Below are 25782 nucleotides of genomic sequence, written 5' to 3'. Positions count from 1 at the left end.
CCATGGCGGGCAAGGGCGGCCGATGCCTGCGTTGGGCGCGCCGCATTGCGCTCAGGCCGGCAGGTCGGTGGGCGGATTTGATCCGTTTCCCTTGGCGCCACCGAGCGTGGACAGAGCGCTCAGCAGTTTCGTCCGGTCCTTGCCGATCATGAGCACGCCGCTGTCGGGCGCCAGCAGCGCCGAGAACGGCAGCATGGCGGCGCCGATCGAGGACGCTTCGGGGCCGAATTGCCCCGGCACGATCTCCGGCGCCACGATGCCGATGGCGCTGGCCTGGTTGAACTGGGCCTGCACCCTTGCCAGCAGTTCGAGATGGATCGGCCTGGGCAGGATCGAGTCGAGAACGATGGCCTCGATATCGATGATGGAGGTGATGGCGATGATCGCCTCGACCAGCGCGCTCGCGCAATCGTCGATCCATTCGAACAAGGGCGCGCGCGCCTCGGGCGGCAACGGATCGAGCTCTCGCACGCGGTTGATCACCACGCCGCGCGACCTCAGGTGATTGACCAGCACATAGATCGAGGCGCGATGCAGCAGGCTCTGGTAGCGCGCAGGCTTCGCCGCCACCGAATCGAGGCTTGAGGGCGAGACCGGCAAGGGTCCGAGGGCAGCGCTGTTGCCATGCGGCCCGGTATGGACCCTGCCGCCTTGCACCAGGCCGCCGCCGACAAAAGTGTCGATCGAGATGTGCATGAAATCGCGGAAGCGGGCGCCGGCGCCCTGGACAAGTTCGGCCAGCGCCGCCGACGTGGCGTCGTTTTCCACGAACACCGGCGTCTTCGCCGGCGTGGCAAAGCATGTCGTCAGGTCGATCGCCTCCCAGCGGCTGCCGAGATCGCCGGGAAAGCCGAGTTCCTCGCTCCAGCCGCCGAGGAAATAGGGTGAGGCAATGCCGACGCCGACGATGCTGGCATCGCCAAGCCCATCCACCAGCTTTTCGAAGGTGGCCAGCGCCATGTTGCCGGCCTTCAGCACCAGATCAGGATCGGGGAAGCGGTATTCGTGCGACTCTCTTGCGCGGATTTCACCGGCGAAGTCGACCAGAACGGCTTCAAGCGCACGCCGGCCGATCTTGATGCCAACGCTGTAGATGCGTTCCGGTGTCAGCCGGTAAAGCGTGGAGGGCGATCCGCGTTGCCCGAACCTTTTTCCCACTTGCTTTACGAATCCGGATGATTCCAAGCCGTCGACGATGGCAGCGACGGCCGCCGGCGTCAGGCTGGCCGCGCGCGCCAGATCGGACTTGGAGGCTTCCTTGAGGCGACGGACGGCGTCGAGCACGAAACGCTCGTTGTAGTGGCGAACTTTGACAGAATTGCTGCCTTTCCCTGACAAAACCCGCGTCTCCTCAAATGTCGCCGTTCTTACCGCAAGAGGCCGAAACCACCTTCGGCCGAAGCATCCTGCGATGCCTGTGCGAGAGGCGACAGTGCGCGTCGGAACCATGGAAGTCAATTTTGCCGTTGCGCCTTTGCGCTATTTAATATAGCAAATTGAAAAAATAACTGGTCAGGGAGGAGACGTGCTGCACTCGGGCACACAAAGTGACGCTGCGGTGGTGCGGGCTGTTCCTGTTGCCCTGGTTCAGGCGACGAAGGCTTTCGGCGGCACGATTGCGCTCAAGGACGCCTCCTTCGAATTGCGCTCCGGCGAGGTGCTGGCGCTGCTTGGCGAAAACGGCGCCGGGAAGAGCACCTGCGTGAAGCTTCTGGCCGGTGTGCATTCTCCCACCAGCGGTCATGTCGAGGTTGACGGCAAATCAGCCGTCTTCCATTCGCCGCATGACGCGCAGGCGGCCGGCATTGCGGTCATGCACCAGCATCCTGGCTTGTTTCCCGATCTGTCGGTGGCGGAGAACATCTATCTCGGCCACATGCCGCGCGACCGCTTTGGCGGCATCGACAATGCCGCCATGCTGGCCGGCGCGCGCAAGGTGCTGGCGACCGTCGGGCTCGACGTGCCGGCGGCAACGCGGCTGGGAACCCTGCGTACCTCAGAACAGCAACTGGTCGAAATAGCCCGGGCGCTATCGCTGGATGCGCGCGTGCTGATCATGGACGAACCGACGGCGGCGCTGTCGCAGCGCGAGGTCGAGCGGCTGTTTTCCGTCGTTGCCGATCTCAGGCTGCACGGCGTGGCGATGATGTTCGTCGGCCACCGTATGGACGAGATCTTCCGCATCGCCGACCGCATCGCGGTGCTGCGCGACGGGCGCCTGATCGGCGTCAAGCCGAAGGCCGAGCTTGGCCGTGCTGCCGCCATCAGCATGATGGTCGGGCGTGAAGTCACCGACCTCTATCCCGAACGGCGCCATGCCTCAGGCGCGCTGGTGCTGGAGGCGAAGGGACTTTCGCGCGCCGGCGGGTTTGCCGGTATCGACCTCAAGCTTCACGCCGGCGAGGTGCTGGGGCTTGGCGGCCTGGTCGGCAGCGGACGCACCGAGATTGCGCGCGTGCTGTTCGGTATCGACCGGCCCGACGCCGGCGAAATCCTGATCGACGGCAAGCCCGTGCAGTTCGCCTCGGCGCGCGACGCCATGGATGCGCGCATCGCCTATGTGTCGGAAGATCGCATGGGCCAGAGCCTGGTGATGGATTTCTCCATCCTCGACAATGCGGTACTACCTGTTCTCGACAAGGCCGCACAACGCGGTCTCTACGGCACCGACCGCGCCATCGGTCTGGTGGCGGACTGGCTGAAGCGCATGAAGCTGCGCTTTTCCGGCTACGGGCAGCCGGTGAAAGAGTTATCCGGCGGCAACCAGCAGAAGGTGGTGCTGGCCAAATGGCTGCGCACCGAGCCGCGCGTGCTCATCCTCGACGAGCCGACGCAAGGCATCGATGTCGGTACCAAGGCGGAAGTGCATGCAATGATCGCTGACCTTGCCGCGCAAGGCATGGCGATCCTGCTGATCTCGTCAGAGATGCCCGAGCTGATCGGCATGTGCGACCGCATTATCGTGCTGCGCGAAGGCCGCCAGACTGCTGAGTGGGCAAGCCACGCAGGAAAAGGTACTGGAATCGGCGACCAGGACCGATGAACGTGCCGGCCAGGCAGCGCAGATAGAACGCGCCGCCGAGGAGGAAAAGGCAAAAGGACCGTTCGATTTTCTGAAGCGGCGGGAATTCGGCCTGCTTGCGGCGATGCTCGCCGTCGCCATTCCGGTCACCATCATCAACCCGCGCATGGTGAGCGCGGCGAACCTCACCGCTGTGTCGATGGACGCGGCCTTGCTGATTGTCGCCGCACTGGCGCAGATGCTGGTGCTGATCACCCGCAACATCGACCTGTCGATCGCAGCTGTGATCGGCCTCTCCGCCTATATGGCGGCCAGCATGGTTCAGGCCTATCCCGGATTGGACATCGGCATCGGCCTGATCACCGCCTGCGCCGTCGGCGGCTTTGCCGGACTGCTCAACGGCCTTGTCGTTACCAGGGGAAAGATCCCGGCCATCGTCGTTACGCTGGCTTCGATGTCGATCTTCCGCGGTTTCAACTCGATCTGGGCGGCGGGCGACCAGGTCAGCGCCGACGAAGTCACGCAAGCCTGGCTCGACATGACCGGGCTGAAGATCGCAGGCGTGCCGCTGATCGTCATCATCGCTATTGTCATCCTGTGCGCCGGCTATGTGCTGCTCTATCGCACCGCAACCGGGCGCGAGCTGTTTGCCACCGGTTCCAACCCGGACGGCGCAAGGCTGATCGGCATTCCGGTCGACCGGCGCATCCTGCTGGCCTTCGGCATGGCCGGCCTGCTAGGCGGCCTGTGCGGCGCCCTGTGGGCTTCGCGCTATGCCACCATCGATGCCCGCGTCGCGCTCGGCTTCGAACTCACGGTGATCGCCTCTGCGGTGGTCGGCGGCGTCGCCATCCGCGGCGGCTCGGGCACGCTGCTCGGCATCATCCTTGGCGCGCTCACGCTCTTGGTCATCAAGAACGGGCTGACGCTGGTGCGTGTCGACCCGCTCTGGCTGCAGGGCGTCTATGGCCTGGTGATCCTGGTTGCCATCGGCATCGACACCTTCATCGCGCGGCGTGCCGAACAGGCAAGACAGGCGAGGGCGAGATGAAAAAGTTTATCCGCTCGATCGACTTCTGGGATCTGCTGCTGGCGACCGCCTGCCTCGCTGTCTTCGTCTATGCGGCGGTCTTCGTGCCGAATTTCGTTTCCGGCTTTAACCTTTCTCAGCTGGCGGCGAGCGCCTCGGAAAAGGCGTTGCTGATCCTGCCGATGACGCTGCTCATCATCACCCGCGAGATCGACCTGTCGATCGCCTCGGTGCTGGCGCTGACATCCGTGGTGTTTGGCCTGCTCGTCCAGGGCGGCGTGCCGACGCTGGCGGCCATTCCGCTGACGCTGGTCTTCGGCGGCCTGCTCGGCGCCTTCAATGGCTATCTGGTTTCAGGGCTGGGGCTGCAGTCGCTGGTGGTGACGCTCGGCACCATGGCGCTCTATCGGGGCATTGGCTACATCCTGCTCGGCACCGGTTCGGTCAACATATTGCCGCCGGCGGTCGTCGATTTCGGCATCAGCAACCTGCCGGGCACACAAATCCCGTGGACCATCGTGCCGTTCCTGCTGCTGGCGCCGATCTTCGCGGTGGTGCTGCAGAAGACGCCGACCGGCAAGCGCATCTATGCGCTCGGCGGCAGCCCCGAAGTGGCGCGTTATTCCGGCATCGATACGCGCAAAATGGTGCTGAAGCTGTTCGTCGTTTCGGGCATGGTCGCAGCCATCGCCGGCATCGTCTACACCGCGCGCCTCTCCAACGCCCGCGCCAACAATGCGCTCGGCATGGAGCTCGATGTCATCACCATCGTGCTGCTCGGCGGCGTCAGCGTCTTCGGTGGTAAGGGGCGGCTCACGGGGGTCATGCTGGCGCTGCTGTTGATCGCCATCATCCGAAATGTGCTGGCGCTCAACCAGATCGGCGGCGACGCTCAAGGCATGATCATCGGCCTGCTTCTGATCGGCTCGCTGCTGGTCGGCAATTACTGGCGCTCCCTGGAGGAGCGGCTGTCAAGATCGCGCGTCCTGCGCGAAACCAAGGGGTGATCTCGGGCCCCTTTCTTCAAGCCCGAATTCTGACGGAGGAGACACAATGAAAGCGTTTAGAATAGCCCTGCTCGCATCCGCGGTTCTGCTTGCGCCGGCCTCGCTGACCTACAGCCAGGAATGCGCCAAGGAACCGGTGACCGTCGGCTTCCTGCCCAAGCTCGACACCGATCCCTACTTCAAGGTGGCTTTCGGCGGCGCCGAAGAGGCGGCGAAGGAAATTGGCGGCACCGCCACCCAGGTCGCCCCGTCGCAGGCGACGGCCGAGGCACAGATCGAATTCATCAACAGCCTTGTGTCGCAGAAGGTCGGCGTCATCGCTATCGCCGGCAACGACGCCAATGCCGTTGCGCCTGCGCTGAAGCGCGCCGTTCAGCAAGGCGTCCGGGTGATCTCGTACGATTCCGACGTCGCGGCCGATGCGCGCGCGGTGTTCGTGAACCAGGTGAAGGGCGACAGTCTGGCCGAAATGATGCTGGAAAGCGCATTCAACCTCAGCGGCGGCGAAGGCGAGTTCGCCATCCTGTCGTCGACGCCGACGGCGACCAACCAGAACGCCTGGATCGACTTCATGAAGGCGAAGATGGCGGCAGAGCCGAAATACGCCAAGATGAAACTGGTGCAGGTCGCCTATGGCGAGGAGAGCGAGCAGGTCAACCAGCAGCAGGCCTTGGCGCTGGTGCAGGCGTTTCCGGATCTCAAGGTGATCATCGTGCCGGCAGGCATAGGCCTTCCGGCGGCCGCGCGCGCACTCGAGGAAGCCGGTATGATCGGCAAGGTCAAGCTGACCGGCCTTGCGCCGGCCACTTTGATTTCGAAATACATCAAGGATGGCGCTGCCCAGGATATCTGGTGGAATGTCACCGATCTCGGCTACCTGACCTATCAGGCGGCCCAGGCGCTGGCGCAGTGCAAGATCACCGGCAAGGAAGGTGAGAAGTTCACGGCAGGCAGGCTCGGCGAGTACACGATCGGCGCCAGCGGCGAACTGATCCTTGGCCCGGCCAAGATCGTGACGCCGGAAAACCTGGCCGAGTTTAAGTTCTAAGCCTCCCAAGGCCCGGCGGGCGCCGGTTCAAGCCGGCGCCCGCTCGTTCAATTGTCAGTCGAAAAGCGTGAGGGCGACGATGAAACTCTTGCTGGCAGGCGAGACCTTCGCGGCGACGACGTCGGTCGCTGCCGGCGGCGACGTTCTGACAAGTGCGACATGGGTGAATGGCGCGACGGCCTTCAATGCCGCCCTTGCCGCAGAGCGCATAGCGGTGACGCAGATCGGTGGCGATCGCTGTGCGGCCGAATTTCCGTATGACCTCGACGCGCTGGCCGAATACCAGGCGGTGGTGATCTCCGATGTCGGCGCGCTGACCTTGCTGGTCACGCCGGAGGCCCGCGCCGGGCGCATCGGCGTCAACCGCCTCGACGTCCTCAAGGCCTATGTCGAAGGCGGCGGCGGGCTGATGCTGGCCGGCGGCTATATGGGGTTCCAAGGCCTGTTCGGCACGGCGCGTTTCCACGACACCCCGGTCGAGGACGTGCTGCCCGTGCGCTGCCTGCCATTCTCGGACGGGCTGGAAGTGCCGCAAGGCCTGCAGCCGTCGATCCTTCAGGCGTCGCATCCGATCCTTGCCGGTGTCGCGGGTCCGTTGCCGCCGATCCTCGGCATGAACAAACTCGATTTCAGGCGCGACGGCTCGTCCCAGCTTCTGGCGACCTGCCAGTATCGCGGCACGGACTGGCCGCTGCTTGCGGTTCGTGAGCATGGCCGTGGCCGCACCGTCGCGTGGGCGACCGACATCGGCCCACACTGGCTGTCGCAGGACTTTTTGGGATGGCCGCTCTACGGCAAGCTGATGGGCAACGTCGTGCGCTGGCTGGCCGGCAAGGATTAAGCCTGGCGTGTTTGTAGGGCAGCTAGTCCGGCTTGCTGCTCAACGCTTCGCGCAGCGCCTGGATCCGCCGATTCAAGGCATCGAGTTCAGCCATCGTCATGCCCGAGCGTTCGATCAGGGTTTCGTTGAGGCAGTTGCACTGGACGAGCAGCGCGCGGCCGGCAGGCGTCAGGTCGACCTGCACTTGGCGCTCGTCCGTCTGGCTGCGCTGGCGGGTGACGAGACCGGCCTGTTCCATGCGCTTCACCAGCGGCGTGATGGTGCTCGATTCCAAAGCGAGCCTGTGCGCAATCGAGCCGACCGACATCCCGCCGGCTTCGGCAAGTGCGTTCAGCACGAGGTATTGCGGATAGGTGATGCCCATCTCGTCCAGCATGGGCTTGTAGGTGCGATTGATTGCCATGCTGGTGGCGTAAAGCGTGAAGCAGAGCTGGTTGTCCAACGGGAGAGGCACGAGGCATTCCTTTGCCGACTGAGCACGTCAATATGTACCACGAAAAATGATATCGCGATATATTTTTCTGTAGACAAGGATTTGGACCTGCGCTAATCTTATGGTTATCGCGATATTGATTATCGCGGAAGCAATCAATGGAGAGCGAGATGACCAAGCCCGGCAGCAGCACGATCACCACCAAGGACGGCACCGAAATTTTCTACAAGGATTGGGGAACGGGACAACCCATCGTCTTCCATCACGGCTGGCCGCTGAGCAGCGACGACTGGGACGCCCAGATGCTGTTCTTCCTTTCCAAGGGCTACCGCGTCATTGCCCATGACCGGCGCGGCCATGGCCGCTCGACCCAGACCGATACCGGCAACGAGATGGATACGTATGCCGCCGATGTCGCGGAACTTGCGGCGCATCTCGACCTCAGAGACGCCATCCATGTCGGCCATTCCACCGGTGGCGGCGAAGTGGCCCGTTATGTCGCGAAGTACGGCTCCGGTGGCCGTGTCGCCAAGGCCGCATTGCTCGGCGCGGTGCCGCCGATCATGCTGAAGACGGCGGCCAATCCCGGCGGCCTGCCGATCGAGGTTTTCGACGGTTTCCGCTCCGCCCAGGCAGGCAACCGCGCCCAGTTTTTCCACGATGTTGCGGCCGGCCCGTTCTACGGCTTCAACCGCCCCGGCGCCCAGGTGTCGCAGGCTGTCGTCGAGAATTGGTGGCGCCAGGGCATGATGGGCGGCACCAAGGCGCATTATGATTGCATCAAGGCGTTCTCGGAAACCGACTTCACCGACGATCTGAAGGCCATCGACGTGCCGGTGCTGGTGATGCATGGCGACGACGACCAGATCGTTCCGATCGCCGACTCCGCGCTGCTGGCTGTCAAGCTGCTCAAAAAGGGCGAGCTCAAGGTCTACAAGGGCTTCCCGCACGGCATGGCGACGACCCATGCCGATGTCATCAATGCCGACCTCCTGGCCTTCTTCAAGGCGTAGAACCGTTCAGTTGAATAGACATCGTCCAGTCGGATAAGCAAGGCACCCGCCGCCGGGCGGGTGCCTTTGCTTTCATCGAAATGTCAGCGAGGCGGTGCCTTATTTATCGAGAAAACCAGTGATCAGCTTGACGGTCGCGTCGGGATTTTCCTCCATGATCCAGTGACCGGAGTCGGGCACGATGCCGCTCGTTACATCGGTCGCAACAAGCCGCAGGAGATCGGCCTGCGTAGTGCCAGCGGATTTTTCACCGCCGACAGCCAGTAGCGGCATGGTCAGTTTGCCGCCGGCGGCAAGCATCGCCTGGTTGTCGATCGCGTCCTGGTCAAACGCCTTGAACTGCTCGAAAGCGTCATGCATCGCATGCGGGCGGGCATAGAGTTTGGCGTAGTGCCTGCGCGTCGCCTCGTCGATCTTCTTGGGGTCAGCCGACAGCTCGTTGTAGAAGCGGTCGAGATAGATGCGCTCGCGCCCCGCGACCAGCCGCTCCATATCAGGGCCGCGGAAGTTGAAGTGCCAAAGCAGCGGGCTTTGCTTGATCTTTTCCCAGTCGCCTATGCCGGGCAGCGGCGCGTCGATGATAACCCATTTGGTGATGCGCTTGGGATACTGAGCGGCGAGCGCATAGCCGACCATGTTGCCGATATCGTGGGTGACGAGATCTGCCTTGTCGATCTTCAGGGCATCCAACACGCCGGCGATGTCGACGGCCTGGTTCTTCTTGGCGTAGCCCGCTTCCGGGTGGGCCGACAGACCCATGCCGCGCAGGTCCGGCACGATGACGGTGTGGTCCTTTGCGAGGGCGATGGCCGCGGCGCCCCACATGTCTCCGGTATCGGCAAAGCCGTGCAGCAGCACGACGGCGGGACCCTTGCCGCCAACGCGCACATAGAGTTTGGTGCCGTTGGTTTCGACGGACTGCGTCTTGAAACCCGGCGGAAAGGGAACGATGCGTGCCGTCGCCGGCAAGGTAACAAGAAGCACACCCAATACGGCCAATACGATCTTGCGCATGTCATCCCCCAGAGACGTCGAAGGCCCCAAGCCTTCGTTGATGACTATCTCTAGCAGGCTTTTCAACCAGCGCATGGTGAAAGAATCACAGAGGGCAGCAATGCCGCGCCCTGCGTCAAATCCGCAAAATCGACCGGTTTTATCTGGCCGCCGCTTGCGCCTTCCTGGCTTCCTTCATGTTGGGCAGGAACACCGTCAGCAGGCCGAGCAGCGGCAGATACGAGCAGATCTGGAAGACGAAATCGATGCCCTTCATGTCGGCGACGACGCCGAGCACGGCGGCTGCAATGCCGCCCATGCCGAAGGCGAAGCCGAAGAAGATCCCGGCGATGGTGCCGACACGTCCCGGCACCAACTCCTGCGCAAACACCACGATGTTGGAGAAGGCCGAGGACAGGATCAGGCCGATCAGCACCGTCAGCACCATCGTCCATTCGAAATTGGCGTAGGGCAGCGCCAGCGTGAACGGCAGCACGCCGACGATCGAGAACCAGATCATCGCCTTCTGGCCGTAGCGGTCGCCGAACGGTCCGCCGAGCAGGATGCCCAGCGCCGAGGCGCCGAGGAACAGGAACAGCATGACCTGGCTCATCTGCACCGACACGCCGAACTTATGGATGGAATAGAAGGTGTAGTAGCTGGAGAGCGAGGCGATGTAGGCATTCTTGGTCAGCACCAGCAGCGTCAGCACTGCCAGCGCTCCCATCACCTTCTTGCGCGGGAAGGGGGAGACGAAGCTTGCCGCCTTGCGATTGCCCTGCGCGGCGCGCATCCGGCTGTACCAGCCGCCGACCCGCGACAAAACGATGATGCCGATCAGAGACCCGACGGCGAACCATGAAATGCTGGTCTGGCCGAAGGGCACAACGATGAAGGCAGCGAGCAGCGGCCCCATCGACTGGCCGAAATTGCCGCCGACCTGGAACAAAGATTGCGCCAGGCCAAAGCGGCCGCCGGAGGCAAAGCGGGCAATGCGCGAGGATTCCGGATGGAAGATCGCCGAGCCGATTCCGATCAGCGAGGCGCCGACCAGAAGCAGCGCATAGTGGCCGGCATAGGCCAGAACGATCAGGCCAATCAGCGAGGACGCCATGCCGTAGGGCAGCGAATAGGGCATTGGCCGCTTGTCGGTGATCATGCCGATGACCGGCTGCAGCAGCGACGCCGTGACCTGGAAGGTGAAGGTCAGAAGACCGATCTGCCAGAAATCGAGACCGTAATTCTCTTTCAGCAGCGGATAGATCGCCGGCAGCAGCGATTGCATGATGTCGTTGATGCCGTGGCAAAAGCTCACCGCCAGAATGACGGTGAAGGCGGTCGCTTGGGCTGAAGGGAGGCTGGCGCTTGGCTGCGGTGCAATGCTGGTGGCTGTATCGGTCAAGGCAGGCTCCGAGGTCTTTTGGCGGGTGTTTGCCCGCGGGCAGGCTTGGTGGCCGCTCCCGCGGACCGCCTTAAGGACGCTCGTCTGAAGCGCATGGGGCGACGCCCCCGCGGAGCGCCTTGGGGATGGCTGCCTTATAAGCTGCTTGCGAGGCGACTTCTTTCGTGGTTTGGTCCAATAGTTTCGCAAGTGGGCCATAGCCGATGCCACATCGCAGGGATATCTTCCGGGCCGGCAATGCCGATCTCGGCCGATTGCACGAAAGCCGCTGGCAGTGGCTGGAGGAGGTTTCCGGGCCGGCGGTGGCTTTGCCGACCGAATATCCCGACGGCTACCACGTTCCGCAACACCGCCACAGCCGCAGCCAGTTGCTGCATGCGCTGGTCGGTGTCGTGCTGGTGACGACCAGGTACGGGCGCTGGATGGTGCCACCCGACCACGCAATGTGGATACCGGCCGGCACCGAGCATTCCGTCGAAATGCTGGGCGATGTCTCGATGCGCTCGGTCTATGTCATGCCGGGCGCGATCCCGGGCCTGCCGGAAGGTTTGCGCGTCGTCGGCATCACCGAGCTGATGCACAGCCTGATCGTCGAATCGGAAAAGCTGCCGCAAGGCGGCGAACTGGAAGGCCGCGGCGGGTTGATCATGAACCTCTTGCTGCACGAGATCCCGACCTTGCCGGAACGGCCGCTCGGCCTGCCGTTCCCGTCTGATCCCAGGCTGGCGGCGCTCTGCCGACGCTTCGTGGCGGCGCCGTCGCCGCATGCCACGATCGACGAGTGGGCCGATGCCGCGGGGATGAGCCGGCGCTCCTTCACCCGTGCCTTCCACCGCCAGACCGGACTGTCCTTGTCGACATGGCGCCAGCAGGCCTGCCTGTTCGCGGCACTTCCCAGGCTCGCCGACGGCGAGCCGATCACCAGGGTGGCGCTCGACCTCGGTTATGACAGCGTGCCGGCATTCATAACCATGTTCAAGCGCATGCTCGGCGCCTCGCCGCGCGGCTATATGCGCGGCGCCCGCGACGAAGGCATGCGGCGGGCTCAGCCTCGGCTTGAGGCCCCGGCGCCGTAGCGCCAGGAAAAGCCCGCAGCCACTTTGTCGTAGGCCCTAGTCCAGCTGAACGCCGCTGGCCTTGACGATCGGTTCCCATTTGGCGAGTTCGGCCTTCACATGCGCTCCAAGCTCTTCCGGGGTGGAGGCCACGATCGAGGCGCTGAACTGGGCCATGCGGGCGATCACATCAGGGTCTTTCAGGGCTTCAACTGCCGCCTTCTGAAGAACGGCGACGACCTCCGGCGGCGTGCCTGCGGGCGCGAACAGAGCGTTCCAGCTGTAGGTTTCATAGCCAGGAATGGTTTCGGCAATGGCCGGCACGTCGGGGAAGGAGGGGACGCGCTCCTTGGTGGTAACGCCGAGAGCCCTCAGCGTCCCACTCTTGATATGGCCCGATGAAGAGGGGAGGTTGTCGAACATCATCGGCACCTGATTGCCGATAACGTCGTTCAAGGCCGGTCCGGCGCCCTTGTAGGGAATGTGCTGCATGCTGACGCCGGCCATCGTCTTGAAAAGCTCGCCCGAGAGATGCAGCGGGGTGCCGTTGCCGGATGAGGCATAGGCGTATTTGTCCGGATCCTTCTTCAGCAGCTCGATCAGTTCCTTGACGTCCTTGGCGGGGAATTCAGGGTTCACGACCAGGACGTTCGGCACCAGGACGAGCAACGATACCGGCGCAAAATCCTTCTCCGCATCGTAGGGCTTTGTTTTCAGGATCAGCGGGTTGAGAGCGTGTGTGGCAACCGTGCCCATCAGGATCGTGTAGCCGTCCGGTTCGGCTCGGGCGACCTGGGCAGCGCCGATGCTGCCCCCGGCGCCGCCGACATTTTCGACGACAATCTGCTGGCCCAGCTTTTCGGACATCTTGTTGGCGACCAGGCGCGCGACCAGATCCGTCGAGCCACCGGCGGAAAAGGGGACAACCATGGTGATGGTCCGGTCCGGAAAATCGGCGGCCCAGGCCGCCGGTACTGAAAGGGTGGCTGCAATGGAAACCGCGAGCCCGAGCAAAGTCCTACGCCGCATCTGCTACTCCTCCGTTGATTGGAGGGGCAGTATGGCCATGGTGAACTCCTCGCACAATGCAACCATGGACTGACTGCCCGCCTCAGGAGATCGGGCTTGACACCGATGCTTCGGTTGGCGTGCGCGAGAACGCCTCACCCCTCAGTTCAATCAGCCTTGGTCCAGCTGAAAACAAGCCATTTGTATCGTGACGTCTCTTCAGGCTCGGCCGTGTAGGTCATCTGCATGTCGCCGCCCTCGGTGTAGATGTCGAGCCTGGGTGCCGTGTCCAGTTCGAGCCACACGGAATCGTTCTTGAACGACCATGTCCCGCACCAGACGCAAGGCCCCGATGCCGGGTCACCCGGTTGGTGAAAATTGTAGCGGCCGTCCGCCGTGATCTCCAGATAGTCGAAGGCGCCATAAAAGGCGGTCACAGTCTGCTGAAATTCGGTCGCAGCCGCTTCCTGGTCGGGCTTCGCCGGCTCTTTCAGATCACGCGGTGGCCGGATTGCGGACCCTGCGATGCTCCATTTGCCGATGAAATCCTTTTCGGTGGGAAGATATTCCGTTTGCGCCTGCGCGGTCGAAACCGGAGCGATTGTCGGCGCATAGGCCGCGCTGGCGATGCCGATTGCGAGAAGCATTCCTGCGATGCCTGCAGCCTTGATTCGATTGCGCATCAGCTGGCTCCTTTCACGACGGTTTGGGGCAGATTCCAAAAACGAGATTACCCCCGAGCCAGGCCCGGGGGCACGCTTTTGGGCAACATGGATTAATCGAACAGGCTCGACACGGACTCTTCGGTCGCTGTGCGCGAAATCGCCTCGCCCATCAGGTCGGCGATGGAGATGACGCGGATATTCGGGGCGTCGAGCACGCCTTGCGTCGGCTGGATGGAATCGGTGATCACCAGTTCCTGCAGCTTCGAGCCGCTGATGCGGGCGACCGCACCGCCCGACAGCACGCCGTGGGTGATATAGGCGGTGACGCTGGTAGCGCCGTTGGCGAGCAGCGCATCGGCGGCGTTGCACAGCGTGCCGCCGGAATCGACGATGTCGTCGATCAGCAGGCAATCCTTGCCGGCGACCGCGCCGATGATGTTCATCACTTCGGATTCACCGGGACGTTCGCGGCGCTTGTCGACGATGGCCAGTTGTGCGTCGAAGCGTTTGGCGAGCGCGCGGGCGCGCACCACGCCGCCGATGTCGGGCGAGACGACGACGACATTGGCAAGCTGTTTGTATTTTGCCTTCACGTCACGGGCCATCACCGGCACCGAGAACAGATTGTCGGTCGGAATGTCGAAAAAACCCTGGATCTGGCCGGCATGGAGGTCGAGCGTCAAGACGCGGTCGACGCCGGCGCGGGTGATCATGTTGGCGACCAGCTTCGCCGAGATCGGTGTGCGGCCCGAGGCCCGGCGATCCTGCCTGGCGTAACCGAAATATGGGATGACCGCGGTGATGCGCTTGGCCGAGGAGCGCATGAAGGCATCGATCATGATGAGCAGTTCCATCAGATGATCGTTGGTCGGGAACGAGGTCGACTGCAGGATGAAGACATCCTCGCCGCGCACGTTTTCCTGGATTTCGACGAAGATTTCCTGATCGGCGAAGCGTCTGACGCTGGCCTTGCCCAGCGGGACATTGAGATAGCGGGCGACCGCTTCGGCCAGCACCCGGTTGGAATTGCCCGCGAAAAGCTTCATGCACCGTTCCTGGCGAAGGATGGGGAGGTCCTCTTAATCGGGCTTGTAGCGAGCCGTGCCGGTATTGCAAGCCTCGTTGACGGGAATCCGCCGGCTAATCTCAAAAACGTCAACAGTGAACGGAAGCCGGTAACAGGCGGATCAGCCGGCGCTGCCGCCGAGCCAGGCCGCGAACTGGTCGATCGTCTGGTCGGCGACCGCCTGCATGGTAGCGGGTGCAACCGCGGGCCAGCCTTCGGCGGCATTGACCGAGGGCGCCTTCTGCTGGCCATTGATGCGGTGTAGCCGGTTGCCGGCGGGGTCATAGACGTCCCAGACATAGATAACGGTGGTGTCCTTGCCTTCCGTCATCGTCGAGAAGTAGCCCTTCAGCACATGGGTGGCGGCTTGGTCGGCGCTGCCGGCAAGGGTGATGCCGCGCTGCTTGGCGCGTGTCTGCAGTTCGGCCGTCAGCGGCGTTGCCGCTTCCACCGAGGCGCCGACGATCGGCGCGATCTGCAGCCGGGTCTTCGACAAAGCGGCGGCGCTCTGCGCGGGGTTGGCGGGTGTCGTGGCGCCGACGGCCGGCGCTGGTGTGGCGGCGGGCGCAATGCCCGGGGCAGCCAAGGGCTGAGCCGAGGCTGCCGGCGGCGTGATGGCGGACGGCTCAAGGACGTCCTTGGCGTTGGTGCAAGCGGCTAGCACAAGCGCTGCGAGCAATGACACGGTCGTCACATGCGATCGTCTCATCTGCCCGAAAACTCCTTAGTCGTGAACGCCCCCGCGTGGACCAACCATTATGGATTCACTGTACGATCAAGTCGAGATCATGGCGTGAAAGCGGCTTCGGCTGGGATTCGGTGGTCAGGTAGGTGCGGCCAAGCGTCATCGCCGTCTCGGTTTCGGAGTCCATGATGATCATGTGCGCGAACAATGTCATGTTGGGCGCGATCGGCTCGGGATTGCCCTGGTAGAACATCGGCATGTCCATCCAGGACGGGGTGAAGCGGGCGCCGACGGAATAGCCGCAGGCATTCAACCGATGCTTGGTCAGGCTGTGCGCCTCCAGCGTGCGGGCATGCGCGTCGAAGACGTCGCCGAAGGTGTTGCCGGGCGTCATCGCCTTCTCGACCGCCAGAAGAGCCGCGCGGGCGGCGTCGAACAGCTCCTGATGACGCTTCGACGCCTTGCCGGTCAGCACGGTGCGCATCATCGGCGCGTGATAGTGATGGAACACGCCGGCCCATTCGAGCGTCAGCTGATCGTTCTTGGTCAGCTTGCGGCGCCCGGCCTTGTAGCGGCAGAGCAGCGCGTCGATGCCCGAGCCGATGATGAATTCATTGGCCGGATAGTCGCCGCCGCCGGCAAACACCGCGCCCTGCATGGCGGCAAGGATCAGCGCTTCGTCGCCGCCCTGCTTGATCAGCGGCAGGGCCGCGTCGAGCGCGTCGTCGGAAAGGTTGGCGGCCTTTTCGGCCTTGGCGATTTCAGCCGGGCTCTTGAACAGGCGCAGACGGCCGACAATACCGGAGGCGTCGGCGATCTGGCCGAAGGTCTGCAGCTGCTCGTCGACGCGGCGGCCATTGAAGGCGGTCAGGCCATGGGTGTCGTATTCGACGCCGATGCGGGCGCCGAGGAGATTGAGGTCGTTGAGCAGGTTGCGCAGGTCGACCGCCGGGTTGGCGCCGTCGCGGTCGGTCCACAGCACGATGTTGTCGATGATCGATGTGTGGCGCGCCTGGCGCAAATCGGCCGAGCGGGTGAGCAGCACCATCGAGCCGTCAGCCTTCACAACCAGGCACTGGAAGAAACAGAAGCCGAACGTGTCGTAGCCGGTTAGCCAGTACATGCTCTCCTGGGCGAAAAGCAGTACAGCATCGAGCTTCTTTTCCGTCATCTCGATCATCAACCGGTCACGCCGGGCGTCAAATTCCGACCGTTCGAAATGCAGCGCCATTATCCGTTCTCCAAAACAATTGCCGAAACCTGCCGACCGTAGTCCGGTTCCTTGCGATGCGTCGCGCGCCGGTAGGAAAAGAAGAGATCCTCCTCGGCATAGGTGCAGCGGCCAAGCCCCTGCGCGGTCACGCCAGCCTTCTTCAGCCGGTCGACCGTATAGAGGTTGAGATCGAACATTGCATGCGCCGGATTGGCCGAAGGCGCGAAATAGCCGATGTTTTCGGCATCGGCTTCGACGAAACGGGCGACGAATTCCGGCCCGACCTCGTAATTGTCGGGGCCGATCGAAGGACCGAGAACCGCAATGATGCGCTCACGGCGGGCGCCGAGGCTTTCCATCGCGGCAATGGTGTTTTCAAGCACACCGGTGAAAGCGCCCTTCCAGCCGGTGTGTGCAGCGCCAATGATGCGCGCTTGCGCATCGGCGAACAGCACCGGGCCGCAATCGGCCGTCGAGGCGCCGATGGCGATGCCCGGCCGGTCGGTGACGATGGCGTCGGCCTTGGGCCGCGGGCCGGGAAAGGGTTCCCTGGCAACAACGACATCGGGCGAGTGGACCTGATGCGCGGTCAGGAGATGGCTGGCCGGCACACCCATCCAGGCAGCGACGCGGCGGCGGTTCTCGGCGACCAGCATCTGATCGTCATCCGAGCCGGTGCCGATGTTAAGTCCCTGATAGATGCCGCCGGAGACGCCGCCGATACGGGTGAAATAGCCATGGCGGATACCTCGCGGCTTGGCCGCTTCCAGCAGCGGCGAGCGAACAGGATCCGGTTTGGTCTGATTCAGCATGGATGGGTTTGTTGTCCGCGCCGGCGTTTTCGTCAAGGCGAAGTTCGGCCGAGTGATTGCGACAGTGCTGCCGCGTCGACTTTGCATTGGCCAAAAGCAGGCATGCGACCATAGGCGGCGTCGCGGGACGGCTTGTAACGATCTCTGAGGGTCAGACTGGCTGATGCGGCAGGATTTTCAGGATTTTGAACAGCGTGCCCATGCCGTCGGATCCGGCCAGGCGCTCGACAGCATCGGCAATGGTTTGTCGTGCCTCTTGGCTTGCCTGGCTGCCCAACTGGCCAGCTCGCTCAAGCAATCCCATGCCAAGCAGAAAGTCGCCCTGCGTCGCCAATTCCACATCGAGGCCATGTGCCCGCACGACGGCGGCCAGTGCCGCGAAGTCGACATGGGCGGTGAGATCGGCTTCGCCGGGATTGGCCAGCACATCTTCTGGGGCGTGTCTGCGCACGGCCTGCAATGTGTCGCCGAAACCGGGCTGGAGATGGCCGTAATCAGGGAACAGCCCGGCGCCGCCGTGGTCGGCTATGCGTTCGACAATGGTCGCCATCAGTGCCGCGCGGGCCGGTGCTATTTCGAAAATAGAGCCTTGTGGCGCCTCGGCGGCGTCTTCCGGCAGCAGCGTCGCCTCGACCGAGCCGGCGCCGGCGAAGAAGCTCAACTCGTCTGAGACGTCGAGGCCGATCACCCGTTCGCGCCAGCCGGCGCCGGCGCGGATGAACTGGCGGATCGGCACAGCGTCGAACAATTCGTTGCCGACAATCAGCAACGGCGCCTGCGGTAGTGTGGCGATGTTTTTGTGCCAGCCGAGCTCAACCGAAGTTTCGGCAAGCATCTGCTTCTGGATTTCAGTCAGCCGCGGACTGGTCTCGACCAGAGCGAAGGAGGCTCCGGCGGCGATAGCCGGATCGAGCCGCGTCAGGGTGCGAAGCATGTCCTTCATCAGCGTGCCGCGGCCAGGCCCGATCTCCGCGATGGTGACCGGCAGGGGGCGGCCGATCGCCAGCCAGGCCTGATAGAGCCAGACGGTGACGAGTTCGCCGAACATCTGGCTGATCTCGGGTGCGGTGACGAAGTCGCCGGCGGCACCGAACGGCTCGCGCGTGGTGTAGTAGCCGTCGCTGGGATCGAACAGGCAGAGCGCCATGTACTCGTTGACGGGGAGGGGGCCGAGCGCGCCGATCAGGTCGACGATGCGGGTCTTCAGCCGTGTCATGCCGGCTGTGGTTGCGGCGCCGGTTTGGCTGTGGCCATCGCCCAGATACCGGCCAGCACCATCGGCAGCGACAGCACCATGCCCATGGTGAGCCAGCCGCCGAGGAGGTAGCCGAGCTGCTGGTCGGGCTCGCGGAAGAACTCGACGAAGATGCGTGACAGGCCGTAGCCGCAAATGAAGGCGCCGCCGACAAAGCGCGGCGTCTTCAGCTTCAGCCGCGAATGGGTGAGGAAGCGCAGGACCAGGAACAGCACCGCGCCCTCGAGCAGCGCTTCGTAGAGCTGGCTCGGATGGCGAGGCTCCAGGCCCGCGACACAACCCGCCACGGTCTGCTGGAGACGCTCGTTGCAGAAGACGACGCCCCACGACACGTCGGTCACGCGACCCCAGAGTTCGGCATTGACGAAGTTCGCGATGCGGACGAGGCCGAGCCCGACCGGCACGCCGGCTGCCACCACGTCGAACAGTGTCCAGGTGCGGATGCCGCGCTTGAGGGAAAACAGCGTCATGGCGAGGATGACCCCAAGCAGGCCGCCATGGAACGACATGCCGCCCTGCCAGACGGCGAAGATGTCGAGCGGGTGGTCGATATAGCGCTTTAAATCGTAGAACAGCACATAGCCGGTGCGGCCGCCAAGCACGACGCCGACGGCAGCCCAGACGATGAAATCGTCGAGGTCGATCGGCTTCATCGGCAAGACGCCATCAGGCCACAGCCTTGTGTTGGTGACGAGCCGCTTGGCGTTCCACCAGGCGAACAGGATGCCGACGATATAGCCGATGCCGTACCAGTGCACCGCCAGCGGGCCGATCTGAACCAGGATCGGGTCGATGTTGGGGAAGGACAGCGACGCCATCGGCAGCAGGAAATAGTCGTTCAACAGGATCTCCCGGGAGGGCTCGCGTTAGGGCGCGGACCATGCGGCAGGGTTTTGGCGGGGTCAAGGCAAGGTGACGGCAGCCTGATCGTCAGAGATAACGGGCTCAACCCTGCGGCTTGCCGGCGACCAATTGCCTGAGCGCATCGTTGATCCTGTCTTGCCAGCCGGGGCCATCTTCCTGGAAATGGTCGAGCACGGCGCGATCGATCCTGATCGAGACAAGCTCGCGAACGTTTGGTGCGGCGGAGGGTTCGCGAATGGGAGGCGCGGGTTTCTTGACCGGCTTGAAGGCCGCTTCAGCGGCTTCCATCGGATTGGTCGGTCGGCGCGGGGGCGTTGCCATTGGTTGATCCTGAATGAGAGTGACTCTTGCCTGAGCAAGTCGTGAGGAAAACTAGGCCGCTGGTCTGTGAAGACCAGTAACTTCACGTGGTTCTCTCTGCCATTGCCCTGTATTTGGCTTCAAGCCTGTCCAGCACCTCGTCGCCAGGCTAGACCCGGCCCGCACTGGCATCCGAAATGCCCTTTGCGAGTGCTGCATCGAGTGCTGCAAAGCGCTTCTCCAAGTCCGCACTGTCCGTCACGGCAACCGTCGTTCCACGAATCCATTTGCGATAATGGCAATCTGTCGGCCGGACCGTGAGCCAAATCGCGTCCGACATGAAGCCGCTTCAACGTTCTTGCATTCCGCAGGCAGTGCCACTACGTCAATTCCAGCAAGCGAGGATTTGCCATGTCGACCGGACCGAACCGCATTCTCGATGAATTCGCCAAGCTGATGACCGATGCCGCGGGTGCCGCACAAGGCGTGCGCCGCGAGGTGGAGACTGCCTTCAAGGGGCAGGCCGAGCGCATCCTCAACACCATGGATGTGGTGCAGCGCGAGGAGTTCGAGGCTGCCCGCGACATGGCTGCCAAGGCCCGCGAAGAAAACACCAGGCTGGCCGCCCGCATCGATGCGCTCGAGGCCAGGCTTGCCGAATTGACCGGACAGGCCGCACCTGTGGCTGCGGCAAAGCCCAAAGCAAAAAAATAAAATTTGAACTTTTCCACAAAGCACAATCCGAAAAAATGCTTTGCCGTGAATCGTTTACCGGCGATGCATGAATCTTTGTGACAGCGCCTTTCCACATGCTGATGACGCAGTGCGAAAAATTAGGCTGTTCACGCGACTCCCGATCAATAGACTGAATTTGTTGCATGATTCGGAGCAGGGTCATGCGGCCGGGCGGTGGGGTCCGGTCCGGGGTTTTTGTGTCGTGAAGTCCTGGCCGTCCGAGTTCAAGACAAGATTGTTCGTCGTGTGTGCCCCGCGGAGCGTGTGGCGCTCCCCTGAACACAGGAAGCATTCCATGGAACTTCTCGAACTCGAATTCTCCCGCGAAATCCATCCGGTGGATGTCATCGAGCAGGTCGCCCATAACAATGACTGGTCCTTCGAACGGGCCGGCGATGACGAAATCTCGATCTCGGTTGCCGGCAGCTGGACCGACTATCACGTCTCCTTCTCATGGATGGAGGATTTCGAGGCGCTGCATCTGGCCTGTGCTTTCGACATCAAGGTGCCGGAAGCCCGCGCGCTGGAAGTGATGCGGCTGTTGTCGCTGATCAACGAGCAGATGCTGTTTGGCCATTTCGATCTCTGGGAGCAGGAGGGCGCGATCATGTTTCGCCAGTCGCTGCTGCTTGCCGGCGGGGTCGAACCGTCGAGCCAGCAGGTCGAGGTGCTTTTGTCGTCGGCGCTTGAAGCCTGCGAGTGCTATTTCCAGGCCTTCCAGTTCGTTGTCTGGTCGGGAACCTCGGCCAAGGATGCGCTGGCCGGCGTCCTGTTCGAGACCTATGGCAACGCTTGAGCTTCCATGAGTTCGAGCAGCGCGCGCAAGCCCGAGATCAGCTTTGCCGATTTTGATCGTGTCGACATCCGTGCCGGCACGATCGTCGAGGCCGAGCCTTTTCCCGAGGCGCGCAAACCCGCGTTCAAGCTGAAGATCGATTTCGGCCCTGAGATCGGCGTGAAGAAATCCTCGGCACAGATCACGAAATACTATGCGCCGGAAACGCTGGTGGGACGGCAGGTGTTTGCGGTGGTGAATTTCCCGCCGCGCCAGATCGGTCCGTTCATGTCGGAAGTGCTCACGCTCGGCTTCCCTGATGAGGAAGGCGCCGTGGTCCTTGGCGCCATCGAGCGCAAGGTGCCGGACGGCGGCAGGTTGTTTTAGGAAGATTGCGTCAGGCGGCCAGCTTGCGCCTTGTGCTCAGCGCGTCTTCGACCGTGTCCATGAACATTTCGGCGCAGGCTTTCCAGCTGTAGCGCATGGCGCGTTCGCGCGCCTCGGCGCGGTCGACATTGAGCGCTGCGAGCGAGGCCTCGCGCAGATCGGTCGACACCGCGCCGCCGATGCCGTCGCCGACAATGTCGATCGGTCCGGTGACCGGATAGGCGGCCACCGGCGTGCCGCTGGCCAGCGCCTCGATGATGACGTTGCCGAACGTGTCGGTGCGGCTGGGGAAAACGAAAACATCAGCCGAGGCGTAGATCTCGGCCAGCTCATCGTTCGGGCGATGGCCGAGGAAGTGCGCCTGCGGGTACTTCGCCCTGAGCCTGGCCAGTTCCGGTCCTTCGCCGACGATCACCTTGCTGCCGGGCAGGTCGAGATCGAGGAAGGCGCTCAGGTTCTTCTCGATGGCGACGCGGCCGACGCACAGGAATACCGGGCCGGGAAAGCCGAGGTCCTTCTTCTTGTCCGGGCGGAAGTGATCGGTGTCGACGCCCCGCGTCCACGGCCTGAGCTTGGTGAAGCCTCGCGACGCAAGGTCCTCCGCCAGCGACTGGGTGGCGACCAGCGTGCCTTGTCCCGAATTGTGGAAATCACGCAGCCAGCGATAGGCCCAGCTCTCCGGCACCGGCAGGCGGGCGCTGAGATATTCGGGAAAGCGGGTGTGATAGCTGGTGGTGAAGGGACGGCCGGCATTGCGGCAATAGCGCCGCGCCATGATGCCGAGCGGGCCTTCGGTGACGATATGGATATGGTCGGCCTTGCGAGCCTCGATCAGCCGCGCGACATGACCGGGCGTGGTCAGCGCCAGCCTGATGTCGGGGTAGGTCGGCAACGGCAAGGTGCGAAAGATGTTCGGGGTCAGGAAGTCGACCGCAACGTCGAAGGTTTTCAGCGTTTCGGTGAGCCGCTCCAGCGTGTGGACGACGCCGTTGACTTGCGGCCGCCAGGCGTCGGTGACCATCAGGATGCGCATGGCGGTCCTTTGCTCGGATCGACGGTTGCCTTGATGCGATAGCGGTACGGCCCGGCTGCCCTCGCTTCGCTCCACCGCACCCGGGCAGGCACGAGGTCGAAGTAAGGCGGCTGAGCCGAATCAACTGAGGTCGCGCGCTTCATGCGCGCTCTTGACCATGGTTTCATGACGGGCGGATGAAGGTGGTTTTTGGCCGAGCCCGCCTTCCAGATCATGCTTTGGTCAGGCGGGCACCTTGATCACCGCCCGCAGGCCGCCGAGCGGGCTGTCTTCCAGCGTGATGTCGCCGCCATGGCTGCGGGCGATGTCGCGGGCGATGGAGAGGCCAAGGCCGGTGCCGCTGGCGTCGAGGTTGCGCGCTTCGTCGAGCCGCACGAACGGTTTGAACACGTCCTCGCGCTTTTCCAGCGGAATGCCCGGACCGTCATCGTCGATGGTGACGACGAGTGAGCCGCGGCCGTGATCGGCGCTGATCTCCACCGTCTTGGCATAGCGCAAGGCATTGCCGGCGACATTGGACAACAGCCGGGCGAAAGCGTGCGGGCGCACATGCACGTCCGGATCACCGGCAAGCACGGTCGATAGCTTGCGCTTGTGCAGCGACGCCTCGTCGCCGAGCTTTTGGAAATAGGCCTCAAGATCGAAATGGCCGGCATCTTCCGACGCTTCGCCGCGGGCAAAGGCGATATAGCCTTCCAGCATCGACTGCATGTCGTCGATGTCCTGGTTGAGCGCGGCCTTGGTCTCGGGCTTGCCGCCGGCCAGCGCCAGCTGCAGCTTGAAGCGGGTGAGGATGGTTCTGAGATCGTGGCTGACGCCGGTCAGCATGGCGGTGCGCTGTTCCAGCTGGCGTTCGATGCGCTCGCGCATCTGGATGAAGGCAAAGCCGGCCCGGCGAACCTCCTCGGCGCCGCGTGGGCGGAAATCGCGCGGCATCGGCCGGCCCTTGCCGAAGCTTTCGGCGGCCTCGGCCAGAGACAGGATCGGCCGGATCTGGTTGCGAAGGAAGGGGATGGCAATCGTCAGCAGCACCAGTGACGTCCCGACCATCCAGATCAGGAAGATGTGGGTGTTGGAGGCATAGGCCTGGCTGCGGCGCACGAAGACGCGCAGCACCTTGCCCTCGAGCTGGATGCGGACCTCGACGATGTTGGAATTGCCGACCGTGTCGATCCAGAACGGGCGGTTGATCTGGCGGGTGATCTCGGTGGAAAGGACGTCGTCAAGGATCGAGAAGAAGGGCTTGGGTCCAGGCGCCGGCAACGGGTCGGGCGGCAAGAGGTCGACCTTCAACTGCATGCGGTCCTGGGCGATGCGGATGATGTTCGCGTAGTCGCCATCGTGCGGATAGGTCTCGATCATGTCGATGATCGCGGCGATGTCCCGCACGGTGGCCTGCGACAAGCGCTGCGTCACGGTTGCCCAGTGGCGTTCCATGAAGTCGAAGGCGACGACCGACTGCAGAAGGATCATCGGCGCGATGACGATGATCAGCGAGCGGGCATAAAGCCGCTTGGGCATATAGAACGCAACCAGCCGCCAGAACCGCTTCCAGGCACGCGGCATTGCTTTCAGCGCGCGTGATACGCGCGCGCCAAAGCCGCCCTGTTCCGGCCGTTCCAGTTGCGTGGTCGCCATTTATCCTTCCGCTGGGTCAATGGCCGCTGGTCGATGGCCACATATCTATGGCCAAAGGGCGGCCGTCAGCGGCATTCTATTCCACGCTGAGCCGATACCCAATACCGCGCACCGTCTGCAGCCAGACCGGATTGGACGGATCGCGCTCGATCTTGCGGCGCAGCCGGTTGATCTGAACGTCGATGGTGCGCTCGCCGACTTCCGAATCGTCGCCGACAAGTTCATGGCGCGGGATCGTTTCGCCGGCCCGCGCGGCAAAGATCGCCAGGATCTCCTGCTCGCGGTCGGTCAGCTTCAGCGCCTCGCCGCCCCGCTTCAGCTCGCGCCTGGCGATCTGGAAGGTGTAGGGGCCGAAGACCAGCTGCTCGACCTTGGGCGTCGTCGCCGGGCCGCCACGGCGCAGGATGTTGTTTATGCGCAGGATCAGCTCGCGCGGGTCGAAGGGCTTGGGCAGATAGTCGTCGGCCCCGGCCTCGAGCCCGGTGATGCGGCTGTCGGTTTCCGATAGCGCGGTGAGCATCAGGATCGGCACGTTCTTCTCCGCCCGCAGCGCCTTGGTGAGGTCGACGCCGGTCTCTCCGGGCATCATGACGTCGAGGACAAGGAGGTCGAAGTCGAGTCCGGCGAGCTTTCGCCTGGCCTCGCCGGCATTTCCGGCGACTGTGACGCGAAAACCGTTTTCGGTCAGATACTGCTTGAGCAAATTGCGAATGCGGGTGTCGTCGTCGACCACAAGCAGATGCGGCGCGTCATCGTCCGGCGCCGTCGGCTGGTCCACCCTCTCAATGGTCTCCATGGCTTTTCCCTGACATGTTTGCAGGCACAATGTCGATCTGCGCCCTTAGTTCCGGATTGACCATGGCTTCCAGGAATCGTTCGATCAAGGGACGCTCGCTGGCTCCGGAATCTTCCAATGCAGCACGGATGCGGCGTGACTGTGGCCGCGCCAGGGCCAGCGCCAGGGCGCGCCCCTTGGCTGTCGGATAGAGCTCCCGCTGGCGGCGGTCGCGCGGACCCTGCAATTGCACGATATGGTCGGTGTCGATCAACTGCTTGAGCACCCGCGCCAGGCTCTGCTTGGTGATCTTGAGCACGTCGAGCAGTTCAGCGACCGTCAGTCCCGGCCGGCGGTTGACGAAATGCAGCACCCGGTGATGGGCGCGGCCAAAGCCGTAATCGGCCAGGATCTGGTCGGGATCGGAAGTGAAATCGCGATAGGCAAAGAAGAACAGTTCGATGATGGCGAAGTCGATGCCGTCTTCGTCGGTGATAGGCGTCTTGATCGGTTTTCCGGCAGCTGGGCTTCGATCCGTCATCATTTCTCCGTCCATAGAGGGAAATTATGTCAGTACTATTGACGTAATTTCCCTGCAATGGTAATTTTTGGCAAGCTTTTGGGCGGATTGCGAACGAAAAGGCAAGGGAGTGCAGTTTTTCCGGAACTTCCTGAGTTTGCCAGAGTTCGATTCTCCGCTTACGCTTCAAGGGCCGCCCGACGCGGC

The 25782-nt window shown here is 63.2% G+C and carries 27 protein-coding genes; 10 read left to right on the top strand and 17 right to left on the bottom strand.

Features of this window, described 5'->3' with window-relative positions:
* Positions 1 to 51 precede the first annotated feature (51 nt).
* Positions 52 to 1284 (bottom strand): ROK family transcriptional regulator, encoded by a 1233-nt coding sequence (locus NKH38_RS00765; RefSeq protein ID WP_352758452.1) that lies wholly within the window; start codon positions 1282 to 1284, stop codon positions 52 to 54.
* A gap of 241 nt (positions 1285 to 1525) precedes the next feature.
* Between NKH38_RS00765 and NKH38_RS00760 the strand changes: the two genes are divergently transcribed.
* From NKH38_RS00760 to NKH38_RS00740, 5 genes are all read left to right on the top strand, one after another.
* Entirely contained in the window at positions 1526 to 3043 is a 1518-nt protein-coding gene (locus tag NKH38_RS00760) for a sugar ABC transporter ATP-binding protein (protein ID WP_352758450.1), read from the top strand.
* 103 nt (positions 3044 to 3146) lie between these two features.
* On the top strand, positions 3147 to 4073 hold the full coding sequence (locus NKH38_RS00755) for an ABC transporter permease (RefSeq protein ID WP_352758448.1): 927 nt from the start codon (positions 3147 to 3149) through the stop codon (positions 4071 to 4073).
* Positions 4070 to 5059, top strand: coding sequence for an ABC transporter permease (locus tag NKH38_RS00750; RefSeq protein WP_023691580.1), 990 nt, complete (start codon positions 4070 to 4072; stop codon positions 5057 to 5059). The genes NKH38_RS00755 and NKH38_RS00750 overlap by 4 nt, the downstream gene beginning before the upstream one ends.
* 46 nt (positions 5060 to 5105) lie before the next feature.
* Positions 5106 to 6107 (top strand): rhamnose ABC transporter substrate-binding protein, encoded by a 1002-nt coding sequence (locus tag NKH38_RS00745; protein ID WP_352758445.1) that lies wholly within the window; start codon positions 5106 to 5108, stop codon positions 6105 to 6107.
* 79 nt (positions 6108 to 6186) lie between these two features.
* Positions 6187 to 6948 (top strand): glutamine amidotransferase, encoded by a 762-nt coding sequence (locus NKH38_RS00740; protein ID WP_352758443.1) that lies wholly within the window; start codon positions 6187 to 6189, stop codon positions 6946 to 6948.
* A 22-nt stretch (positions 6949 to 6970) separates the two neighbouring features.
* Here the strand turns inward: NKH38_RS00740 and NKH38_RS00735 are convergent, their stop codons facing one another.
* A complete protein-coding gene (locus NKH38_RS00735; protein WP_352758441.1) occupies positions 6971 to 7402 on the bottom strand; it encodes a MarR family winged helix-turn-helix transcriptional regulator in 432 nt (143 codons plus the stop codon).
* 149 nt (positions 7403 to 7551) lie between these two features.
* On the opposite strand from NKH38_RS00735, the gene NKH38_RS00730 reads away from it, so the two are divergent.
* Positions 7552 to 8394 (top strand): alpha/beta fold hydrolase, encoded by an 843-nt coding sequence (locus NKH38_RS00730; protein ID WP_352758440.1) that lies wholly within the window; start codon positions 7552 to 7554, stop codon positions 8392 to 8394.
* Between the two features lie 99 nt (positions 8395 to 8493).
* On the opposite strand, the gene NKH38_RS00725 is transcribed toward NKH38_RS00730, so the two are convergent.
* Positions 8494 to 9408, bottom strand: a complete 915-nt coding sequence (locus NKH38_RS00725) for an alpha/beta fold hydrolase (RefSeq protein ID WP_023823413.1) — start codon at positions 9406 to 9408, stop codon at positions 8494 to 8496.
* A 139-nt stretch (positions 9409 to 9547) separates the two neighbouring features.
* On the bottom strand, positions 9548 to 10789 hold the full coding sequence (locus NKH38_RS00720) for an MFS transporter (protein ID WP_023741069.1): 1242 nt from the start codon (positions 10787 to 10789) through the stop codon (positions 9548 to 9550).
* A 203-nt stretch (positions 10790 to 10992) separates the two neighbouring features.
* Here NKH38_RS00720 and NKH38_RS00715 point away from each other — a divergent pair, with 203 nt between their 5' ends.
* Positions 10993 to 11865, top strand: a complete 873-nt coding sequence (locus tag NKH38_RS00715) for an AraC family transcriptional regulator (protein ID WP_023825359.1) — start codon at positions 10993 to 10995, stop codon at positions 11863 to 11865.
* A gap of 36 nt (positions 11866 to 11901) precedes the next feature.
* Here NKH38_RS00715 and NKH38_RS00710 read toward each other — a convergent pair whose 3' ends face one another.
* The 9 genes from NKH38_RS00710 to NKH38_RS00670 all read right to left on the bottom strand — a co-directional run bounded on the left by NKH38_RS00710 (position 11902) and on the right by NKH38_RS00670 (position 19733).
* Positions 11902 to 12873 carry a Bug family tripartite tricarboxylate transporter substrate binding protein gene (locus NKH38_RS00710; protein WP_352758436.1) on the bottom strand — a complete coding sequence of 324 codons (972 nt, stop codon included), beginning with the start codon at positions 12871 to 12873 and terminating at the stop codon, positions 11902 to 11904.
* 146 nt (positions 12874 to 13019) lie between these two features.
* Complete coding sequence (locus NKH38_RS00705) at positions 13020 to 13535, bottom strand: hypothetical protein (protein ID WP_023670049.1); 516 nt, start codon at positions 13533 to 13535, stop codon at positions 13020 to 13022.
* 92 nt (positions 13536 to 13627) lie between these two features.
* A complete protein-coding gene (locus NKH38_RS00700) occupies positions 13628 to 14563 on the bottom strand; it encodes a ribose-phosphate pyrophosphokinase (RefSeq protein WP_023686119.1) in 936 nt (311 codons plus the stop codon).
* Positions 14564 to 14704: 141 nt separating this feature from the next.
* Entirely contained in the window at positions 14705 to 15292 is a 588-nt protein-coding gene (locus NKH38_RS00695) for a hypothetical protein (protein ID WP_023695795.1), read from the bottom strand.
* Between the two features lie 55 nt (positions 15293 to 15347).
* The gene (locus NKH38_RS00690) at positions 15348 to 16499 is read right to left on the bottom strand and encodes a M24 family metallopeptidase (protein WP_023683716.1); all 1152 of its coding nucleotides are present in this window, start codon (positions 16497 to 16499) and stop codon (positions 15348 to 15350) included.
* A complete protein-coding gene (pgeF, locus tag NKH38_RS00685) occupies positions 16499 to 17293 on the bottom strand; it encodes a peptidoglycan editing factor PgeF (protein WP_352758434.1) in 795 nt (264 codons plus the stop codon). The genes NKH38_RS00690 and pgeF overlap by 1 nt, the downstream gene beginning before the upstream one ends.
* A 151-nt stretch (positions 17294 to 17444) precedes the next feature.
* Positions 17445 to 18509 carry a class I SAM-dependent methyltransferase gene (locus NKH38_RS00680; protein WP_352758432.1) on the bottom strand — a complete coding sequence of 355 codons (1065 nt, stop codon included), beginning with the start codon at positions 18507 to 18509 and terminating at the stop codon, positions 17445 to 17447.
* Positions 18506 to 19390, bottom strand: coding sequence for a prolipoprotein diacylglyceryl transferase (lgt, locus tag NKH38_RS00675; protein ID WP_352758430.1), 885 nt, complete (start codon positions 19388 to 19390; stop codon positions 18506 to 18508). Before lgt ends, NKH38_RS00680 begins: the two co-directional genes overlap by 4 nt.
* A 103-nt stretch (positions 19391 to 19493) precedes the next feature.
* Complete coding sequence (locus tag NKH38_RS00670) at positions 19494 to 19733, bottom strand: BrnA antitoxin family protein (protein WP_023683720.1); 240 nt, start codon at positions 19731 to 19733, stop codon at positions 19494 to 19496.
* A 390-nt stretch (positions 19734 to 20123) separates the two neighbouring features.
* On the opposite strand from NKH38_RS00670, the gene NKH38_RS00665 reads away from it, so the two are divergent.
* The 3 genes from NKH38_RS00665 (at position 20124) to NKH38_RS00655 (ending at position 21609) form a co-directional block, all read left to right on the top strand.
* The gene (locus NKH38_RS00665) at positions 20124 to 20426 is read left to right on the top strand and encodes an accessory factor UbiK family protein (RefSeq protein ID WP_023672029.1); all 303 of its coding nucleotides are present in this window, start codon (positions 20124 to 20126) and stop codon (positions 20424 to 20426) included.
* A gap of 316 nt (positions 20427 to 20742) precedes the next feature.
* Positions 20743 to 21243, top strand: coding sequence for a type III secretion system chaperone family protein (locus NKH38_RS00660; RefSeq protein WP_006202532.1), 501 nt, complete (start codon positions 20743 to 20745; stop codon positions 21241 to 21243).
* A gap of 6 nt (positions 21244 to 21249) precedes the next feature.
* Positions 21250 to 21609: a tRNA-binding protein gene (locus NKH38_RS00655; protein ID WP_023672028.1), complete on the top strand. Its 360-nt coding sequence runs from the start codon at positions 21250 to 21252 to the stop codon at positions 21607 to 21609.
* Positions 21610 to 21619: 10 nt separating this feature from the next.
* Here the strand turns inward: NKH38_RS00655 and NKH38_RS00650 are convergent, their stop codons facing one another.
* The 4 genes from NKH38_RS00650 to NKH38_RS00635 all read right to left on the bottom strand — a co-directional run bounded on the left by NKH38_RS00650 (position 21620) and on the right by NKH38_RS00635 (position 25596).
* Positions 21620 to 22642 (bottom strand): glycosyltransferase family 4 protein, encoded by a 1023-nt coding sequence (locus tag NKH38_RS00650; RefSeq protein ID WP_352758426.1) that lies wholly within the window; start codon positions 22640 to 22642, stop codon positions 21620 to 21622.
* Positions 22643 to 22864: 222 nt separating this feature from the next.
* Entirely contained in the window at positions 22865 to 24280 is a 1416-nt protein-coding gene (locus NKH38_RS00645; protein WP_352545767.1) for an ATP-binding protein, read from the bottom strand.
* Positions 24281 to 24356: 76 nt separating this feature from the next.
* Entirely contained in the window at positions 24357 to 25076 is a 720-nt protein-coding gene (locus NKH38_RS00640) for a response regulator (protein WP_023672025.1), read from the bottom strand.
* Positions 25063 to 25596, bottom strand: coding sequence for a MarR family winged helix-turn-helix transcriptional regulator (locus NKH38_RS00635; protein ID WP_023683723.1), 534 nt, complete (start codon positions 25594 to 25596; stop codon positions 25063 to 25065). Before NKH38_RS00635 ends, NKH38_RS00640 begins: the two co-directional genes overlap by 14 nt.
* Between the last annotated feature and the right edge of the window lie 186 nt (positions 25597 to 25782).

Source organism: Mesorhizobium sp. M1078 (assembly GCF_040318615.1).
GTDB lineage: Bacteria > Pseudomonadota > Alphaproteobacteria > Rhizobiales > Rhizobiaceae > Mesorhizobium.
The sequence above is the reverse complement of the archived record's forward strand: the minus strand, read 5'-3'. Positions and strand labels throughout refer to the sequence as shown.

Bases quoted from the DNA above. Each gene is read 5' to 3' on its own strand.
- NKH38_RS00730 (WP_352758440.1), top strand. From the start codon at position 7,552: ATGACCAAGCCCGGCAGCAGCACGATCACCACCAAGGACGGCACCGAA.
- NKH38_RS00660 (WP_006202532.1), top strand. From the start codon at position 20,743: ATGGAACTTCTCGAACTCGAATTCTCCCGCGAAATCCATCCGGTGGAT.
- NKH38_RS00695 (WP_023695795.1), bottom strand. From the start codon at position 15,292: ATGAGACGATCGCATGTGACGACCGTGTCATTGCTCGCAGCGCTTGTG.
- NKH38_RS00740 (WP_352758443.1), top strand. From the start codon at position 6,187: ATGAAACTCTTGCTGGCAGGCGAGACCTTCGCGGCGACGACGTCGGTC.
- pgeF (WP_352758434.1), bottom strand. From the start codon at position 17,293: ATGCTGAATCAGACCAAACCGGATCCTGTTCGCTCGCCGCTGCTGGAA.
- NKH38_RS00690 (WP_023683716.1), bottom strand. From the start codon at position 16,499: ATGGCGCTGCATTTCGAACGGTCGGAATTTGACGCCCGGCGTGACCGG.
- NKH38_RS00705 (WP_023670049.1), bottom strand. From the start codon at position 13,535: ATGCGCAATCGAATCAAGGCTGCAGGCATCGCAGGAATGCTTCTCGCA.
- NKH38_RS00665 (WP_023672029.1), top strand. From the start codon at position 20,124: ATGTCGACCGGACCGAACCGCATTCTCGATGAATTCGCCAAGCTGATG.
- NKH38_RS00715 (WP_023825359.1), top strand. From the start codon at position 10,993: ATGCCACATCGCAGGGATATCTTCCGGGCCGGCAATGCCGATCTCGGC.
- NKH38_RS00710 (WP_352758436.1), bottom strand. From the start codon at position 12,873: ATGCGGCGTAGGACTTTGCTCGGGCTCGCGGTTTCCATTGCAGCCACC.
- NKH38_RS00640 (WP_023672025.1), bottom strand. From the start codon at position 25,076: ATGGAGACCATTGAGAGGGTGGACCAGCCGACGGCGCCGGACGATGAC.
- NKH38_RS00635 (WP_023683723.1), bottom strand. From the start codon at position 25,596: ATGACGGATCGAAGCCCAGCTGCCGGAAAACCGATCAAGACGCCTATC.
- NKH38_RS00755 (WP_352758448.1), top strand. From the start codon at position 3,147: ATGCTCGCCGTCGCCATTCCGGTCACCATCATCAACCCGCGCATGGTG.
- NKH38_RS00680 (WP_352758432.1), bottom strand. From the start codon at position 18,509: ATGACACGGCTGAAGACCCGCATCGTCGACCTGATCGGCGCGCTCGGC.
- NKH38_RS00745 (WP_352758445.1), top strand. From the start codon at position 5,106: ATGAAAGCGTTTAGAATAGCCCTGCTCGCATCCGCGGTTCTGCTTGCG.
- NKH38_RS00670 (WP_023683720.1), bottom strand. From the start codon at position 19,733: ATGGCAACGCCCCCGCGCCGACCGACCAATCCGATGGAAGCCGCTGAA.
- NKH38_RS00725 (WP_023823413.1), bottom strand. From the start codon at position 9,408: ATGCGCAAGATCGTATTGGCCGTATTGGGTGTGCTTCTTGTTACCTTG.
- NKH38_RS00750 (WP_023691580.1), top strand. From the start codon at position 4,070: ATGAAAAAGTTTATCCGCTCGATCGACTTCTGGGATCTGCTGCTGGCG.
- NKH38_RS00650 (WP_352758426.1), bottom strand. From the start codon at position 22,642: ATGCGCATCCTGATGGTCACCGACGCCTGGCGGCCGCAAGTCAACGGC.
- NKH38_RS00700 (WP_023686119.1), bottom strand. From the start codon at position 14,563: ATGAAGCTTTTCGCGGGCAATTCCAACCGGGTGCTGGCCGAAGCGGTC.
- NKH38_RS00645 (WP_352545767.1), bottom strand. From the start codon at position 24,280: ATGGCGACCACGCAACTGGAACGGCCGGAACAGGGCGGCTTTGGCGCG.
- NKH38_RS00655 (WP_023672028.1), top strand. From the start codon at position 21,250: ATGAGTTCGAGCAGCGCGCGCAAGCCCGAGATCAGCTTTGCCGATTTT.